Below are 15,789 nucleotides of genomic sequence, written 5' to 3' on the forward strand. Positions count from 1 at the left end.
ATTTGCGGGAACGTTCCCGCACATCGTCTCCTTCGCTTACATCCGGCCAACGACGCCCGGAGGAATGGATCCCCCCAATGTCCCAAGCTGTCCTGACTTCGGACCGCCGAAGCCACCTACGCAGGACGATCTTCGTGGTCGATATCCTGCTCCTGCTTGCCCCACCCGTGCACTGGTTGTTCAGCGATGGCCAAGCCACCATTTGGTACTTCCTCGTAGCCAACGCGCTGGTGACCTTGTCACTCTTCGGCCTGTGGATGACGCGGGATGCTGACGACGAGGAAACGCCATGAACATGCTGATCGGTTACGGCGCCATCCTTCTGTTCACCGTGCTGGTGGTGGTTGTCATGAGCCGCGGCAGGCGCGTGGACAAATCCATGAGCGAATACGCCACCGGTGGCCGCTCCTTCAGTTCCTGGTTCGGCACGATGGCGTTCCTCAACACCTGGCTTGCCGGCACGATGTTCATTTCCTTTGCCGGGTTGACTGCCAGTGCCGGTGCCATCGGCTTCTACTCCTTGTCCTATTCACTGCTCAGCGTGGTGCTGATGTTCTTCCTCGGCACACCTGTGAACAAGTGGGGCCGGATCCACGATCTGCGGACCCAGGCAGACCTGCTTGGCCTGAGGTACAACTCGCGCTCGGTACGGGTCATCGCAGCGCTCATCGGCGTCCTTGCCTCAATTCCGTGGGTCGTCCTGGGCATGCAGTCCCTTGGCCTCGTCTTCTCCACGCTGTCCTTCGGGCAGGTCTCCCCCTACGTCGCCGTGGTGATTGGTGTGCTCTTCATCGCCGCACGCCAGATCTGGACCGTCAAGCTTGGCACCCGCGGGCTCATCATCAGCGACATGGTTCAAGGGATTTTTGCCTACGGCGTCGGCTTCCTGGTGATCCTCGGACTCATGGTGTGGCTCATCACCAACGGTCACGGGTTCAACGAGGTTTCGCCCAGCTTGCTCCAACTTCCCGGTCCCGGCAGCGCCGCGGGCCCGTTCTACCTGTTCTCCCTGATTTTTACGGGCATGATGGGCGCTTGGTGCTGGCCGGACCTGTTTGTCCGGATGTTCAGCGTCAAGACCCCGAAGACGGTCCAGAAGTCCGCCGTCCAGGCAGCACCGATCATGTTCCTGTTCTCTGCCGCGCTCACCACAGTGTGCCTGCTGGCCACCAGCATCCCGAGTGTTTCCGACGCACCCGATACTGTGTGGTTCATCCTGGCTGGAGTCGGCGGAGTGGGCATGGTTGCCATTGCCGGCGTGTGTGTTGTGGCCGCCACCATGGGCAACGTGGGAGCCAATCTGCAGGCCGTGGGAACGCAGCTGGCCAACGACGTGATCGGCGTTCACAAGCATGAGCGGATTGAGTCCGCGAAGGGTGCAAAGATCGCCGTCGCTGCCATCACGCTCATCTCCGCCGGCGCCGCGCTTCTGATGGCAAACCAGGTCTCCGGCCTGATCGTGGTGGCCTTCGTGTCCTACCAGGCCATCTGCCAGCTGGCGCCCACGCTCCTGCTCGGCATCTTCTGGCGCCGGGGCACTGCTGCCGCAGCCAACGCCGCGATGGTCTCGGGGATCCTGGTGGCAGCCGTCCTGGAACTCATGTACCCAAGCCCCCTTTCGATTCCATGGCTGGGTGGGCTGACCTCCGGAGTGGCCGGCTTGATGGTCAACCTGGCCGTCTACCTGCTGGTCTCCGTCCTCAAGCCGGCTCCCACCGCAGAACAGGCGCGCGTAGACGCGCTGTTCGCGGGCCTGAAGAAGAAAGAACCCATGAGCGAAGGAGCACTGACGTGACGGTCGCAGACACCATCGTCCTGGCACAACGAATCCACACCCTGGACCCGGAAACGCCAACCGCCACCGCCCTTGCGATCAAAGACGGCCTGATTGCCGCCGTCGGGAGTCCTGCGGACGTTGAGCCGTTCCGTGGAACCGGCACCGTGATCCGCGACTACGGCGACGCCACAATTGTCCCTGGCCTGAACGACAGCCATACACATGTGGTTTTTGGCCTGGACCTGGCCCGTGGCTTGCAGTTGACGGACTTCGGCCCCCTGTCAGAGGTCCAACGGATCATCGGAGACGCCGCCGCGGTTGCCGGCCCGGGTGAGTGGGTGATCGGTTGGGGCCTGGACCCTAATCTGTTCACCGGCATCAGTTTCAGCGGCCGCCTTTTCGACCAGGCCACCGGTTCCGTGCCGATGTTCCTGCGAATGCGCGACGGCCACTCGGCGATCGTCAATTCTGCGGCCTTGGCCGCGGCTGGGATAACGGGGCCAGTGGACTTTCCGGACGAGTCGCTGATAGACGTCGACGACGACGGCACCCCCACCGGCTACCTCGTCGAGTTCAGTGCCATGGACCTGGTGACGAAAGTCCTCCCGCAGGAGAGCTTCGAAATCCGCGTCGAAAGGCTGGGCGAACTGCTGAACGGGATGGCCGCCGTCGGAATCACCTCCACGCATGTCATGGACTACGCCGAAGGGTCGGGGGAACTTGCCTCCCAGCTTGAGGCCACAGGCGAGCTCCCGATCCGGCTGCGCTTCTCCCCCATGGTCAATGCCGGCGCATCATTGCACGAGCTTGAGGAAGCTGCCGCATTGCAGGGCACGGGCGGCAGGAGATGGCGAGTGGAAGGCGTGAAGTTCTTCATCGACGGCACCATCGACAACGGCTCGGCATGGCTGGAACAACCTGATGCCTACGGCGAGAACCATGAATCGGTGTGGACCGACCCCGAGGACTTCCAGAAAGCGCTGAGGTTCTTTGTGGAGCGCGGCATTCCCACGGCCACGCATGCCATCGGGGACCAGGGGGTTAGGTACGTTCTCGAAGGGCTGGAGGCTGCCGGGGACGCGCGGTATTTGGCTGCTCACAGGATCGAGCACATCGAGACCATCCCCGACGATCTGGTGGCCCGCTTCGCCGAACTCGGCGTCGCAGCCAGCATGCAGCCGGTCCATGGGACCCACCACACCCGTGCAGACCGCACGGACAACTGGTCCGTACGGCTGGGTGGCGAGCGGGCCGCCCGCGGCTGGCGGTGCCGGGATCTGCGGGAGGCTGGAGTGACCTTGGCCCTCGGCTCCGACTGGCCCATCACGCCTTACGATCCCCGGGCCATGATGGCTGATTCCATCCTGCGCCGGCCGGTTGAGCGGCCGGACGTTGAGCCGGTCCAACCGGCGCAGGCCCTCACTGCGCTGATGGCCTTGGAAGGCTATACCAGCCACGCCGCAGCCGCTGCCGGCCTGGCTGCGGAAACGGGCACCATCAGTGTTGGGAAGTTGGCCGACCTCACGGTTTTCGAGCAGGATCCACTGCTGGTCACGCCTGAAGAGCTAGCCAGGACGTCCGTTGTGGCGACTTTCGTGGAGGGGGTACCTTCACGCTAGCTGGTGGCAGGGTGCCCGTCTTCGGGACCGCGGCACCCTGCCCTAGGCTGGAGTCCATGGCGATCATTCACAAGGCAACCCTGTCCCCGTCCAAGCTCGAACTCATCGCTGACTACTTGCCGAAGCAACCCTGGTTCATCCAGGACGGCACCCCGGAACTCATCGGCGCCTACCGTTTTGACGATCCCGCTGGAGAAGTGGGTATCGAGACCCACGTCGTCACCGCCGGCGAGCGCATCTACCAGGTTCCCCTCAGCTACCGCGGCTTCGAGCTGGCCGGTGCCGAGGACTGGCTCATAGGCACCATGGATCACTCGGTCCTGGGCAAGCGCTATGTCTACGACGCCTGCGCCGACCCCATTTACGTCAAAGCCCTCGCTACAGCCATCTTGACCGGCCAGGAAGAGGCGGAACTGATCGTCGACGGCGAGCCGGAACCGCGGCCCAGTACGGTCACGGTGAAAGGCAGCGGAAAGCTCGACGGCGGTGTTCCCACCTTGAGTGCCTCGGCGCCGGTATCGGGCAGCGGCGTGACGATCATCGACGCGGGCGAGCTGCGGTTGAAAGTGGCGCGGGTCCTGGATGTGGCCGCGGACGCTTCTGCCAGCACCGCGGCAGCTCCTGAGCTCCACAACCAGTTGACCCTCAATGGCCAGTGGGCCGGCCTGGAGAACCCGGTGGAGTTGGCGGCAGTGGTCCGCGACTGACCCTACGACGCCGGGGCGCCCTGTTGGTCGCAGGGGCTCCGGCGTAGGCTGGCAAACGGGGCCATCTACTCCGATAGGGGTGCACCATGTACAAACCACAGAACATCATTCCCGCCGTGCAGGATCTTGCACGGGAGTGGGTGACGCATGCGGCGGACGGCACATCGTCCCAAGCTGATGCGGTGGTGAAGTGGGCGTTGACCCGGATCGATCACGCTGACGTCCCGGCCGTGGTTCACGGTGTCATGCTCACGCTGACCGGCAACAAGAAAGCGGCCAAGGACGCCCAACGGACCGCTGCCAGCGCTGTCAAGAGGACCACCCAGGCCCTGAAGCGCAAGAGCCCACAGCGTGCTCCACGCCTGTCCGGGTGGCTTGTCGGCCTCCTCGTTGGGGCAGTGGTTGGCGCGGGCGCAGTCCTGGCGTGGCGCATGATGATGCCCCCGGGCGAGCCGGAACCCGTGAAGCAGCCGGAGACTCCGATCCAGCCTCCCGTACCCCCGGTTCCCTAAGAAGCGTCCGTCTCACCGGCGTCGGGGGCCGCGCCCGCGGTGCCGTATTCCCATTAAGGTGCCGGTTCGCCGTCGTGCCGTCCGATCCGGCGCCATCCGATCCGCACCCGGAGCGAAGACCCGGCAAGAAGCCAGTAGGCCCCGGCGCTGGCCAGCAGGAAACCCACGACACCCAGGACTACCAACTGGGTGATAATCCCGGCGATCACCATGACGAAGCCGGACAGAACAGCCAGGCCGCCAAGAATTGTGCGGGCCGTTGCTCCGCGTGGGCGGCCAGTCTTCAGTTCAGAGGCGAGCCCGGGATCCGTTGACGCGAGTTCCTGCTCCAGCTCTTCCAAGCTCCTGCGTTCTTCTTCGGACAACGACACCGGAATCATCCTCACGATGCTCAGGTCATCAGCACGAGCGCTGCTTGCCGTGCCATGCCTTCATTATCTTCCCGTTTCACCCATCTAGCCACAGGTACAACCGGCGCTGGACGGCTAGGTGGTTTCGGCGGACGCGGCGCGCGGCTTACCAAGGGTTCTAAGGATGCTTACGATGGAGGGGCGGGTTGCGGCCCGCAGATGCACGGACCACCGAACGCCGACTGGAAAGTTGAACTCCCATGGCACGACGAAGCTCCAAAAAGGCAGCAAACCTGATCGGAACCAGTTCCAAACGGCGCGGACCAGGACGCGCCATCTGGCTCATCGCAGCGGGTTTGGCGGCTGGCATAGCCGGCGGCGCGTTCGCCTTCCGGATGCTGGCGCCGCAGGCTTCCCCGACGCCGGAACCCTTAGCGACCGAACAGCCCGACGAGATTCTTGTCCGGGAGGAACCAGTGGAGATTTCCACGAGGATGCGCCCCGGCGAGTGGACCGAAGAGTCGTTGCAGGAGCACCTCGAGAATTACAAGCAGCAGATCCGGGATATGGGTGCAACGGACTCGCAGATCGTGGTCAACGTGGAGCGCACCGAGGGGGGAGCTGCCCGTGTGGTGGTGAGTTGGGACCGCAGCCGGGACTAGCTCGAGGAATTAATCCCCGCGGGGCCTCCACACCACAACAGCCTGCGACCTCGCCCGGGGCCGCTGCCCGCGTGCCAGGCTGACGACGTCGCCGGCCGCGCCTGCAGCGAAGATGCGCGCGCCGGCCGGTGTGCGGCGGCGGGTCAGTTCTTCCGTCAGCTCAGCCACCCGGTACTGGAGCGCGGCGACCTGGTTTTCAAGGTCAAGGATTCGCTTGATGCCCTCAAGGGAGACGCCTGACTGCGAGAGGCGCTGGACCTCCCGCAGCTTGTTGACGTCGTTCTGCGAGTAGCGGCGGGACTTGCCGGGCGCACGGCTGGGCGAGACGATGCCCAAGCGGTCGTACTGGCGCAACGTCTGCGGATGCATGTCGGCAAGCTCCGCGGCTACGGAGATGACAAAGATCGGCTGGTTGACGTCGATGCCCATGACCGCCTCCTTACAACCGGGCCTTCGCGGCCAGGTCGTGACGCGGGTTGGCGTCAGTGGTGGCAGCAGCGAAGGCCTTCACGGCTTCCTCCGCTTCCTTGCTCAGGTTTTGGGGAACCGCGACGTCGATAGTCACCAACAGGTCGCCGGTCGCCTTGGACGTTTTCACGCCGCGGCCCTTGACCCGGAGGGTGCGACCCGACGGTGTTCCGGCCGGGACGCGCACCTTGACGGTGTCGCCGTCGAGCGTTGGAACCTCAATGGTGGCGCCAAGCGCCGCCTCAGCGAACGTGACCGGCACGTGGATGCGGATGTTGTCGCCGTCGCGGTGGAAGAAGTCGTGCGGCTTCACGTTCACCGTGATGATGAGGTCGCCGTTTCCGGCCGGGCCAACATTGCCCTTGCCGCGCTGACGGACTTTCTGCCCGTCCTTGATGCCGGCGGGGATCTTGACGTCGATGACGTTGCCATTGCTTTCTCGCAGGCTCACGGTGGTGCCCTTGATGGAACCGGCAAACGAGATGGACGTCGTCGCGGTCCGGTCCGAGCCCTTCTGCGGAGCCCGTTGGAACCCGGTCTGGTTGCCACCGCCAAAGCCGCCACCAAACAGGTCAGCGAACTCCGGAGGGATACCGCCGCCTGCAGGCTGACGCGCCCCGGGCCCGCCACCAAACAAGCCACCGAACAGGTCCTCAAACCCACCGTTGGCTCCAGCACCACCACGTCCAGCGCCCGCACCCGGAGCAAACCGGGCACCACCCATGGCACGGATGGCGTCATACTGCTGCCGGTCCTCAGGACTCGACAACACCGAGTATGCCTCGGAAATGTCCTTGAACTTCTTCTCCGCGGCAGCATCCCCAGCGTTGGTATCCGGGTGGTACTGCCGGGCGAGCTTGCGGTAAGCCTTCTTAATATCCGCGTCGGACGCGTCCTTGGCGATACCAAGGATCGCGTAAAAATCCTTTTCAACCCAGTCCTGGCTGGCCAAGAGCGTTTCCTTTCAAATCAATAAATAAGCACCTGCGTCCACCCACCTTAGGCGAGCCGACCGCCGGAGCGGAGCGAGACAAGGGGCCCGGGAGTGGCTTCGGGCCTACCGGAGCGTGGCGGCTAAGTCCGTAGGACTAAAGCCGCCACGCGTAGGGGCGGGGCCCCTTGTCTCGCTTCGCGGTGGAACCTACACCGGGACAGCCACGATGACCTGGGCTGCACGCAGGACCCGCTCACCGGAGCGGTATCCGGAGCGCAGCACCTGGCTGACCGTGTCAACCTCGATGTCCTCGCCGGGCTGCTGGATGAGTGCCTCGTGGATGGTGGGGTCGAATTCGACGCCCGTGTCCGCGATGCGTTCCAGTCCGTACGTCTTCAACGCGTTCTCCAGCTTGGTGGCGATGGCGGCGAAGGGGCCGCCATCGAGGTCACCGTGCTGGCGTGCGGCGTCGACGTCGTCCAGTACCGGGAGCAGGGAGTTGAGGACGCCGATGACGGCCATCTCTCCTGCTACGGCACGGTCGCGTTCGACGCGCTTGCGGTAGTTGACGTACTCGGCCTGAAGGCGGAGGAGGTCGTTGCGGAGCTCCGCTGCCTGGGCTTCAGCCGCGGCACCGGAGGCTACCGACTCTTCAGCCGGCACCTCTACCCCGTTGAGGATTTCCTCAGCCTGGGAGAGGGCGTCGCCGTCCGTGGGAGCGGCGTTGCCTTCGGTGGGAGCCGCAGCTTCGCTTTCAGGGTGACGGGCTGCGCCGGTCTCCGGGTCAACCTTGCGGTTGTCCCGAATCACGGGCTTGCGCGGCTCGTTGCCTTCAGAGTGCTCTGCTTCGTTGCCGTGGTGAGGCATGGCTACTTCTTCGCTTCGTCTTCGTCGATGATTTCGGCATCGACGATGTCTTCATCGTCCGCAGCCTTTTCACCGGCGGGAGCACCTTCTGCACCGGCACCCGGAGCGTCAGCTGCGGCGGCCTGCGAGTAGATGGCTTCGCCGAGCTTGGTCTGGGAAGCCTGGAGCTTCTCGAACGCAGTCTTCACGGCGGCGTCGTCGGTGCCTTCCAGCGCGGACTTGAGGGCGTCGACGTCGGCCTTGACCTCGGTCTTGACTTCCTCGGGCAGCTTGTCGTCGTTGTCGGCGATCAGCTTCTCGACGGAGTAGGCGAGCTGCTCAGCGGAGTTACGGGTGTCCGTAGCTTCGCGGCGGGCCTTGTCCTCAGCGGCGTGCTCTTCGGCTTCACGGACCATGCGGTCAATGTCGTCCTTGGAGAGCGCCGTGCCACCGGTGATGGTCATGGACTGTTCCGTACCGGTGCCCTTGTCCTTGGCGGACACGTGGACGATGCCGTTGGCGTCGATGTCGAAGGTGACCTCGACCTGCGGAACACCACGCGGTGCCGGGGCGATGCCGGTCAGTTCGAACGTGCCCAGCGGCTTGTTGTCGCGGGTGAACTCACGCTCGCCCTGGAAGACCTGGATAGCCACGGACGGCTGGTTGTCGTCAGCGGTGGTGAAGGTCTCGGAACGCTTGGTGGGGATAGCGGTGTTGCGCTCGATGAGGTGCGTCATGACGCCACCCTTGGTTTCGATGCCGAGGGACAGCGGGGTGACGTCGATGAGGAGGACGTCCTTGCGCTCGCCCTTCAGGACACCGGCCTGGAGTGCGGCGCCCACGGCCACAACTTCGTCCGGGTTGACGCCCTTGTTGGGCTCCTTGCCACCGGCGAGTTCCTTGACGAGCTCGGAGACCGCAGGCATACGGGTGGAGCCACCGACGAGGACGATGTGGTCGATGTCGGCAACCTTGATGCCAGCTTCTGCGATGACGTCCTGGAACGGCTTCTTGGTGCGGTCCAGCAGGTCCTTGGTGAGGTCCTGGAACTTGGCACGGGTCAGCTGCTCGTCCAGGTGGACCGGGCCGTCGGGGGTGACGGAGAGGTACTGGAGGGAGATGTTGGTGCTGGTGGAGGAGGACAGTTCCTTCTTGGCCTGCTCTGCAGCTTCACGCAAACGCTGGAGGGCGATCTTGTCCTTGGAGAGGTCGATGCCCTTGACCTTGAGCTGACTCAGGAGCCACTCGACGACGCGGTTGTCCCAGTCGTCGCCACCGAGGCGGTTGTCACCGGCGGTTGCGCGGACCTGGATGGTGGAGAAGTTGTCTTCGTCCTTGCCAACCTCGAGGAGGGAGACGTCGAAGGTTCCGCCACCGAGGTCGAAGACCAGGATGAGTTCGTCTTCTTTGCCCTTGTCCAGGCCGTAGGCCAGTGCCGCTGCGGTGGGCTCGTTGACGATGCGGAGGACGTTGAGGCCTGCGATTTCGCCGGCTTCCTTGGTGGACTGGCGCTCGGCGTCGTTGAAGTAGGCCGGAACGGTGATCACAGCGTCGGTGACCTTTTCGCCCAAGTAGCTCTCGGCGTCGTTCTTGAGCTTCATGAGGATACGCGCGGAGATTTCCTGCGGCGTGTACTTCTTGTCATCGATGGCGACGTTCCAGTCTGTGCCCATGTGGCGCTTGACGGAAGCGATGGTGCGGTCGATGTTGTTGACGGCCTGGCGCTTGGCGATTTCGCCGACCAGGACTTCGCCGGACTTGGAGAACGCAACGACCGACGGCGTGGTGCGGCCGCCTTCTGCGTTGGCGATGACGGTGGGCTCGCCACCTTCGAGAACAGAGACCACGGAGTTGGTGGTTCCGAGGTCGATACCTACTGCACGTGACATATCTTGTTTTCCTTTCAATGGCCGATGTTGGAGATTGCACCTGACAGCGGTCCGCTGGGCGGTCTACGTGCCGGAAGCCTGCTCAACAATCGGCTAGTTGAGCGTTCTGCACTCAACTGTACTCAGCCTCAGAATTAAGTCAATCCAAAGTTGAGTCAAGTGCGCTCAACTTTGTTTTTCGGGCATAGAGAAACCCCGGAATCACGCGGCTGGAGGGCTGGTTTCGCCCACGGTGAACTGGCAAGCCCAGGTCAGGTTGGCACTCGGGTTCAGAACGTTCTACATGAGCAGTGGAAACGAAAGAAGGACTCGGCCAGTCTCCTGACTGACCGAGTCCTTCCTCTACGAGGCGTGTTTCAGGCGCTTAAAGCGTGAACCTCTTTGCCTGTGAAGTAACGCGAATGAGTCTTCTGGACGGTCTCCAAAGAGTCGCTGTTCAGCGAGACAACTTCCCAGTCGTCGCTGGGGCGTAATTTCTCCAGTCGCAGACGCTCTAAGAGGGCTGCTTTATGACCATCGGCTCCAGGAAATGCCGTAACCAGCCGATCGCCGGTAATGCGGTTGTACTCGATAACATAGCCAGGCATGTCTCATTCCTTCCTAGTAAGCCGCATGGTATCAAACGAAGCTTTGAGGTTCGCCAGTCCTTCCAAGACGACATTCTCCGTCTCGTCCATGTCTCTTTCCGCTTGAGTGAATTCTCTCAGCTTGCGCTTGGACGGCTGTTTTTTGGCCTCTTCCAAGCTGCGAAGCGTGCGGACTTTGCTACGGCGCCGCTCAAGGGTAGAGAGGCCAGTGGTGGAGATGTCTTGTAGGTCAACGACGAACTGTTTCTCCCTGTCGTCCGTGGGCAACTCATCATATCGGATCCCCCTGCCCAGCACGTCTGCTGCTGCTTCGTAGGTGTTCGCCCATCGGCCTTGGAGGTGGGTTCTGATTTGGACTTCAACTCGCGCCGGGAGTTTTAGCCAGAGGTGAAGCGCACGGTATCCACTATGCGGACTGTCCCGCATGTCGCGACAGCACACCTGCAGATCGTGGCCGAACAGACCAGCGATAGCATTCGCCACCCCGTCCTGCTCATCAAGGGTCATTTCTGCTTCAAACCGCACACCAGCGACGTCCTGCACGCTTTGCAAGGGCGTCGAGTGGTCGCGCTGAAGCTTCTGCCGGAGGGTATCGATGGTCTTAGGGCGGGATGTGACCTCCGGTACGCGCTCACCAAGTAACGGAGTCCAATCCAACGCTTTGATCTTTGATTGGGTGTCAGCAGCTACGTCGTTGTAGTACACCATTACGGCGTCGTAGGTGGGGAGTGATTCGGGAATTGGCCGGGAGTCCCTGATGCAGATGCCCAATTTACGCAACTGATTGGTGGTCCACGGTAAGTCCGGCATTCTGTGATCATATGCGACCCGTCTGCCATGGACCGCCGCTGAACTGCAGGTGCCACCACAAAGCTTCACCTAACGACACAGCGCCCTCACATTTCAACCTCCGCCCCGGAACAAACTCACGCGCGCCGCGCGGCCCTCAAGGCGCTACGCGGCGAAGCCTAGGGACCTTAGCGGCGCCAAGGGCATCCAGCGGCTCCGGCTTGTACACCCACGCCACCAGCACCACGGAGATGATCATCAGCAGGAACCACGCCAGCAGCTTGTCGATGGAGACGGCCTGCCAGCCGTTCAGTTGGTTCGGATACAGCCACGCACGGGACCAAGTGCCGATGTTCTCCGCGAACCAAATGAACAGCGCCACCAGCAGGAACGAGACCAGGATGGGCATGCGGAAACGACGCCGGAACACCCGAAAGTGCATCACGCACCGCCCGTAGACCAGCACGACGGCGGCCAGCAGCACCCAGCGTGCGTCGAAGATGTAGTGGTGCGAGAAGAAATTGACGTAGATCGCACCCGCCACGAGGGCAGTGATCCAGCGCCTCGGGTACCTGTCGAAGCGGAGGTCGAACAGCCGGAAAACACGCACCATGTAGGACCCCACGGCCGCGTACATGAACCCGCTGAACAAGGGAACTGCCCCAACCCGAAGGAACCCCTCCGCCTCGTACGCCCAGGATCCGACGTCCGTCTTGAACAGTTCCATCACCGTCCCCACCACGTGGAAGAGCAGGATGACCCGCAATTCCCGCAGCGTCTCCAGTTTGAAGCTGATCATCAGAATTTGGATGACGACGGCGGCAAGGGTCAGGAAATCGTTACGGGCAAGCCCTGCGTTATCCGGATACCAAAGGCGGGCCCCGATAATCACGGCGAGCAGTGCGGCCCCAAAAACACATGCCCAGGCCTGCTTCAGCCCGAAGACTACGAACTCGGTGAGCCCGGATTGCAGGCGACTTCCCCGGACGCGGTCCAGATACCGATGCGCAAGGGCATCGATGGACTCTTCCACCGACGTGGAGTTACGCATGCAGCACCTTTGAGTCCACCACCAGCTGGCCCAGGTAGTGATCGCGGGGCCAATGCCGGATCCGCTGTGGCAGCCGTGGATAAACACGTCCCATCAGGCGCATGGTCCGTTCGAAGCGGCGCGCATGGCCCGGGCCCCACTCAAAGCCGAAGCCTTCACGCAGGTGGTCGGGCAGCAGTCCTGCGGTGAGGAACCGCGCCAGCGGCATGGCCAGGCGCAACAGCCGCGGTCCACCAGCTGGATGGAGCAGGTCCCGCGCAACCCCCAGCGCCTTCTCGTCCGGCTGGAGTCCTTGCACGTGGGCGTCCCAATAGGCAGCGAAAGCGTCACGGTCGGCCGGCCACATGCCCGCCGGAAGCTGCAGGGCTGTCCCGATCCGCGCATACTCGCGGTAAATACGTTCGGCGGTCTCGCCGTCGAGCGTTCCGTGCACCTGCTCATAGACGGTGACGGCGGTGTCGTAGAGGGTCGCGACCACCCACAGCTGGGATTCGGCATCGAAGGCACTGTAGCCCTTGGAGTCGCCGTCAGGTTCGCGGCGGACCGGCGCGTGGGCACGGTTGACGGCGCGGCGGACGGCCTTGAGTTGCTCCTCCGAGCCGTAAACCACCGCATATACGTACGTCATGGTCGCGCGGAGGCGGTCCATGGGGCGCTCGGCGAAATTGCTGTGCTCGGCCACGCCATGGCCCACTTTGGGGTCGGCGATTTGCAGCAGTATGGCGCGGCCTGCACCGGCGAGCAGGACGCCCTCCGCACCGATGTCTGCAAGCCCTCGAACCATCTGAATACTTTAGCGCCTAGCCTTGGAGCCCCACGACGCCCTGCAGCACGCTGAGCTGATGCGCGAACAGTTCGTCGCGGGCGGCGAAGGTGCCGGCGCCATACTGCCCAAAAACCTCGAAGCTGATGGCCCCGAACACCGACGTCCACGCCAGGACACCCCGCGCAAGCGACGGGTCGGGGGCCCCGAGATTCATCTCGGCGCGAATGGCCGCCAGGTCTGCGGCCAAGGCCGGAGGAATCACGACGGCGGGGGTCACCTCGGCGTTGAGCGCACCCGCACGGTAGGCGGCATCGAAGATACCGACGAGGCGGACGATGACCCGGGTTCCCGGGACGGTGGTGCGCTCCCCCGGCGCTTGATACCCGGGGACGGGACTTCCGAACAACAGGGCGTAGCTGGCCGGCTCGCGGATGGCCCACGCACGGACAGCATTGCCGAGGGCCCTGAACTGCCCGGCGAAATCCTGTTGCGGGACCGCTCCGACGGCCGCATCCACGTGGTCGCCGAGCTCGTTGTAGGCATCGATGAGCAGGAGGGTGAGGAGTTCGTCGCGGTTCTCGACGTAGCGGTATACGGCCGAGGATACGACGCCGAGATCCCTCGCCACGGCGCGCAGGGACAGGGCAGCCGCACCGTGGACAGCCAAGTGCTCCCGGCCGAGGCGGATGATGTCGGCGATTGTCTGGGTGCGGGCGCGTTCCCGCGGCGTTGTTCCCTTGGTCTTGGTTGCACTGGAGCCGGCGGACGTCATGCCAATAGCTTGCCACAACAGAGAGCGCTGTCAACAAACGAGAGCAGTGCTCTTGACATGGTCGACATTCACCCTCATGCTGATTTAGAGAGCACTGCTCTCGCTTTTGATTTCACGGATACAGACCCGAAAGAAGGCACACTATGTACGTCGTCACAGGAGCAGGTCCCGTTGGCTACGCCGTCGCGGAACAACTGGCCCGGCAAGGCCATCAGGTGCGCGTTTTGACGCGGTCCGGCAGCGGCCCGGAGCATCCCTTGGTGGAACGGGTCCAGGCCGACGTCTCGGACGCCTCGCAGCTGGATCAGGCGATTCAGGGAGCAACCGCCGTCTTCCATTGCATCCATGGATCCGCATACCGCGCCTCCGCCTGGGCTGCCGAACTCCCCCAAGCCGAGCAAGTGGTGATGGATGCAGCGGCAGCCGCGGGCGCCGTCGTCGTCTTCCCCGAAAGCCTCTATTCGTACAGCGAGCCGGACAACGTCATGACCGAAGCCGGCCCACGTACGGCTACCGGTGGCAAGCGCGGAGTGCGGACCGCGCTGCTGACGGCGAGGAAAACGCATGCCGCCGACACCGTAAGTGTCGTCGCCGGAGACTTCTTCGGACCACGCGTGAAGATGGCACATGCCGGAGAGCGCATGGTGGCGCCCATCCTGGCAGGCAAGGCAGTGCAGTTCATCGGAAGCACACGCCAGCCGCACTCGTTCACCTACGTCCCGGACCTCGCCGCAGCCATGATTGCGGCCGCGCAGAAGCCCAAACTGTGGAACACGGTGCTGCACGCCCCCACAGGCGCAGCCGTCACCCAGGGAGACATGGCCGCAGCACACGCATCGGCCGCAGGGGTTGCTGTGCCCAAGGTGAGCGCCGTGCCCGGATGGGTGCTGCGGGTGGCGGGTGTTTTCTCCACGGACATGCGCGAGATTGCCGAATTGCTGTACCAGTTCGAACGCCCGTTCGTGATGGATTCCTCGGAAAGCCAGAAGCTCCTGGGCCTGGAACCGACACCCCTGATGGAAGCTGCAACTGCAACGATGACGTGGTGGAAGGAAGCTGCGCGGATGCCACAGCGTTCCTGAAACAGCAGCCACATCAATCCCGCACCGCAAAAACCGCAGCGGCGCACCTTTCACACGCCGGCATCACCTAGGCTTATCAGGATGGCCCCGGCCTAAAGGGGGAACAAGCAGGAAGGTGCTGGGCATGCATGAAAGTGACTCTGGATGGATCCGTTTTTGGAACCGTGGGACGTGGTGGAAAGCACTTCTGTTCGTTGCCCTCTACTGGGGCGTCTATGAACTGATCGGCTTTGGTATCGGCACCCTGTTCGGGGGCTTCATCAACCTGGAAAACCCGTTGGCTGATCCGCTCACCGCGTTCCTTACGCTGGCGCTGCCCATCCTGGTCGCCGGAATATTGCTGCTCCTGTTTGCACGCTCGCTCGGTTGGGTCAAGGAGATTTTCGGCCCCCAGCCCCTCCGGGGGAAGGCTTGGATGTGGGTTGTGATCCCCCTGCTCATCATCCCTATCGTCCTGCGGCTGGTAGCGACCAACTGGTCCTCGTACTCGGTGGGACTTGTCTTGGTCATGGCCTTCTTCGGCCTATGCGTGGGATTCACCGAAGAACTTGCCACACGAGGAATCGTTGTCAACATGCTCCGTAACGGTGGCTACGGTGAACGGCTCGTCTTCGTTTTGTCCACCGCGTATTTCGCCTTGCTGCACAGTGGAAACATTCTCACAATGGAGCCACTGGTTGTCGCCGTGACCGTGGTCTACACCTTCGGATTTGGTGCCATGATGTACCTCTCCATGCGGGTCACAGGCAGCATCACCTGGGCGATCCTGCTGCACGCCGCCACGGATCCCACCACGTTCCTGGCCACAGGTGGGATCGATGCTGCCACCGAATCAGCCGGAGCGGCCGGCCTGATTTCCCTCGCCGGGATCTTCAACTGGGTCTACATCCTTTTGGCATTGCTGGCCATCTTCTTCGTCAAGGGACATGCCACCCGAAAGAAGCTCAACTCCCCCGCTTCCATCGACGCAGCCTGATC

At 63.2% G+C, this 15,789-nt stretch carries 18 protein-coding genes; 8 read left to right on the forward strand and 10 right to left on the reverse strand.

Features of this window, described 5'->3' with window-relative positions; genetic code table 11:
- Window positions 1-77 precede the first annotated feature (77 nt).
- From J3D46_RS00895 to J3D46_RS00915, 5 genes are all read left to right on the forward strand, one after another.
- Window positions 78-293 carry a hypothetical protein gene (locus J3D46_RS00895; protein ID WP_231338378.1) on the forward strand — a complete coding sequence of 72 codons (216 nt, stop codon included), beginning with the start codon at window positions 78-80 and terminating at the stop codon, window positions 291-293.
- Complete coding sequence (locus J3D46_RS00900) at window positions 290-1,795, forward strand: sodium:solute symporter (RefSeq protein WP_231338379.1); 1,506 nt, start codon at window positions 290-292, stop codon at window positions 1,793-1,795. The genes J3D46_RS00895 and J3D46_RS00900 overlap by 4 nt, the downstream gene beginning before the upstream one ends.
- Window positions 1,792-3,396, forward strand: a complete 1,605-nt coding sequence (locus J3D46_RS00905) for an amidohydrolase (protein WP_231338380.1) — start codon at window positions 1,792-1,794, stop codon at window positions 3,394-3,396. Before J3D46_RS00900 ends, J3D46_RS00905 begins: the two co-directional genes overlap by 4 nt.
- Window positions 3,397-3,452: 56 nt before the next feature.
- Window positions 3,453-4,103, forward strand: coding sequence for a hypothetical protein (locus tag J3D46_RS00910; RefSeq protein WP_231338381.1), 651 nt, complete (start codon window positions 3,453-3,455; stop codon window positions 4,101-4,103).
- 86 nt (window positions 4,104-4,189) lie between these two features.
- The gene (locus J3D46_RS00915; protein WP_231338382.1) at window positions 4,190-4,615 is read left to right on the forward strand and encodes a hypothetical protein; all 426 of its coding nucleotides are present in this window, start codon (window positions 4,190-4,192) and stop codon (window positions 4,613-4,615) included.
- Between the two features lie 53 nt (window positions 4,616-4,668).
- Here J3D46_RS00915 and J3D46_RS00920 read toward each other — a convergent pair whose 3' ends face one another.
- Window positions 4,669-4,995 carry a DUF3040 domain-containing protein gene (locus J3D46_RS00920; RefSeq protein ID WP_231338441.1) on the reverse strand — a complete coding sequence of 109 codons (327 nt, stop codon included), beginning with the start codon at window positions 4,993-4,995 and terminating at the stop codon, window positions 4,669-4,671.
- A gap of 230 nt (window positions 4,996-5,225) precedes the next feature.
- On the opposite strand from J3D46_RS00920, the gene J3D46_RS00925 reads away from it, so the two are divergent.
- Entirely contained in the window at window positions 5,226-5,627 is a 402-nt protein-coding gene (locus tag J3D46_RS00925; RefSeq protein ID WP_231338383.1) for a hypothetical protein, read from the forward strand.
- Between the two features lie 9 nt (window positions 5,628-5,636).
- Here the strand turns inward: J3D46_RS00925 and J3D46_RS00930 are convergent, their stop codons facing one another.
- The 9 genes from J3D46_RS00930 to J3D46_RS00970 form a co-directional block, all read right to left on the reverse strand.
- Window positions 5,637-6,056, reverse strand: a complete 420-nt coding sequence (locus J3D46_RS00930; protein WP_231338384.1) for a heat shock protein transcriptional repressor HspR — start codon at window positions 6,054-6,056, stop codon at window positions 5,637-5,639.
- A gap of 10 nt (window positions 6,057-6,066) precedes the next feature.
- Window positions 6,067-7,047, reverse strand: a complete 981-nt coding sequence (locus J3D46_RS00935; RefSeq protein WP_231338385.1) for a DnaJ C-terminal domain-containing protein — start codon at window positions 7,045-7,047, stop codon at window positions 6,067-6,069.
- 189 nt (window positions 7,048-7,236) lie between these two features.
- Entirely contained in the window at window positions 7,237-7,896 is a 660-nt protein-coding gene (locus J3D46_RS00940; protein ID WP_231338386.1) for a nucleotide exchange factor GrpE, read from the reverse strand.
- Window positions 7,897-7,898: 2 nt separating this feature from the next.
- Window positions 7,899-9,764, reverse strand: a complete 1,866-nt coding sequence (gene dnaK / locus J3D46_RS00945) for a molecular chaperone DnaK (protein ID WP_231338387.1) — start codon at window positions 9,762-9,764, stop codon at window positions 7,899-7,901.
- 356 nt (window positions 9,765-10,120) lie between these two features.
- Window positions 10,121-10,351 (reverse strand): hypothetical protein, encoded by a 231-nt coding sequence (locus J3D46_RS00950; protein WP_024818250.1) that lies wholly within the window; start codon window positions 10,349-10,351, stop codon window positions 10,121-10,123.
- Window positions 10,352-10,354: 3 nt separating this feature from the next.
- The gene (locus J3D46_RS00955; protein ID WP_231338388.1) at window positions 10,355-11,161 is read right to left on the reverse strand and encodes a hypothetical protein; all 807 of its coding nucleotides are present in this window, start codon (window positions 11,159-11,161) and stop codon (window positions 10,355-10,357) included.
- A gap of 136 nt (window positions 11,162-11,297) precedes the next feature.
- Window positions 11,298-12,191, reverse strand: coding sequence for a DUF817 domain-containing protein (locus J3D46_RS00960; RefSeq protein WP_231338389.1), 894 nt, complete (start codon window positions 12,189-12,191; stop codon window positions 11,298-11,300).
- Window positions 12,184-12,975 (reverse strand): oxygenase MpaB family protein, encoded by a 792-nt coding sequence (locus J3D46_RS00965; RefSeq protein ID WP_231338390.1) that lies wholly within the window; start codon window positions 12,973-12,975, stop codon window positions 12,184-12,186. Before J3D46_RS00965 ends, J3D46_RS00960 begins: the two co-directional genes overlap by 8 nt.
- A gap of 16 nt (window positions 12,976-12,991) precedes the next feature.
- Window positions 12,992-13,729, reverse strand: coding sequence for a TetR/AcrR family transcriptional regulator (locus J3D46_RS00970; protein WP_231338391.1), 738 nt, complete (start codon window positions 13,727-13,729; stop codon window positions 12,992-12,994).
- A 143-nt stretch (window positions 13,730-13,872) separates the two neighbouring features.
- Between J3D46_RS00970 and J3D46_RS00975 the strand changes: the two genes are divergently transcribed.
- A complete protein-coding gene (locus J3D46_RS00975; RefSeq protein WP_231338392.1) occupies window positions 13,873-14,811 on the forward strand; it encodes an NAD-dependent epimerase/dehydratase family protein in 939 nt (312 codons plus the stop codon).
- A 124-nt stretch (window positions 14,812-14,935) separates the two neighbouring features.
- The gene (locus J3D46_RS00980) at window positions 14,936-15,787 is read left to right on the forward strand and encodes a CPBP family intramembrane glutamic endopeptidase (RefSeq protein ID WP_253464630.1); all 852 of its coding nucleotides are present in this window, start codon (window positions 14,936-14,938) and stop codon (window positions 15,785-15,787) included.
- The last annotated feature ends 2 nt before the right edge of the window (window positions 15,788-15,789 follow it).

Source organism: Paenarthrobacter sp. A20 (assembly GCF_024168825.1).
Lineage (GTDB): Bacteria > Actinomycetota > Actinomycetes > Actinomycetales > Micrococcaceae > Arthrobacter.

Bases quoted from the DNA above. Each gene is read 5' to 3' on its own strand.
- J3D46_RS00895 (WP_231338378.1), top strand. From the start codon at position 78: ATGTCCCAAGCTGTCCTGACTTCGGACCGCCGAAGCCACCTACGCAGG.
- J3D46_RS00900 (WP_231338379.1), top strand. From the start codon at position 290: ATGAACATGCTGATCGGTTACGGCGCCATCCTTCTGTTCACCGTGCTG.
- J3D46_RS00910 (WP_231338381.1), top strand. From the start codon at position 3,453: ATGGCGATCATTCACAAGGCAACCCTGTCCCCGTCCAAGCTCGAACTC.
- J3D46_RS00915 (WP_231338382.1), top strand. From the start codon at position 4,190: ATGTACAAACCACAGAACATCATTCCCGCCGTGCAGGATCTTGCACGG.
- J3D46_RS00920 (WP_231338441.1), bottom strand. From the start codon at position 4,995: ATGATTCCGGTGTCGTTGTCCGAAGAAGAACGCAGGAGCTTGGAAGAG.
- J3D46_RS00925 (WP_231338383.1), top strand. From the start codon at position 5,226: ATGGCACGACGAAGCTCCAAAAAGGCAGCAAACCTGATCGGAACCAGT.
- J3D46_RS00930 (WP_231338384.1), bottom strand. From the start codon at position 6,056: ATGGGCATCGACGTCAACCAGCCGATCTTTGTCATCTCCGTAGCCGCG.
- J3D46_RS00940 (WP_231338386.1), bottom strand. From the start codon at position 7,896: ATGCCTCACCACGGCAACGAAGCAGAGCACTCTGAAGGCAACGAGCCG.
- dnaK (WP_231338387.1), bottom strand. From the start codon at position 9,764: ATGTCACGTGCAGTAGGTATCGACCTCGGAACCACCAACTCCGTGGTC.
- J3D46_RS00950 (WP_024818250.1), bottom strand. From the start codon at position 10,351: ATGCCTGGCTATGTTATCGAGTACAACCGCATTACCGGCGATCGGCTG.
- J3D46_RS00955 (WP_231338388.1), bottom strand. From the start codon at position 11,161: ATGCCGGACTTACCGTGGACCACCAATCAGTTGCGTAAATTGGGCATC.
- J3D46_RS00960 (WP_231338389.1), bottom strand. From the start codon at position 12,191: ATGCGTAACTCCACGTCGGTGGAAGAGTCCATCGATGCCCTTGCGCAT.
- J3D46_RS00965 (WP_231338390.1), bottom strand. From the start codon at position 12,975: ATGGTTCGAGGGCTTGCAGACATCGGTGCGGAGGGCGTCCTGCTCGCC.
- J3D46_RS00970 (WP_231338391.1), bottom strand. From the start codon at position 13,729: ATGACGTCCGCCGGCTCCAGTGCAACCAAGACCAAGGGAACAACGCCG.
- J3D46_RS00975 (WP_231338392.1), top strand. From the start codon at position 13,873: ATGTACGTCGTCACAGGAGCAGGTCCCGTTGGCTACGCCGTCGCGGAA.
- J3D46_RS00980 (WP_253464630.1), top strand. From the start codon at position 14,936: ATGCATGAAAGTGACTCTGGATGGATCCGTTTTTGGAACCGTGGGACG.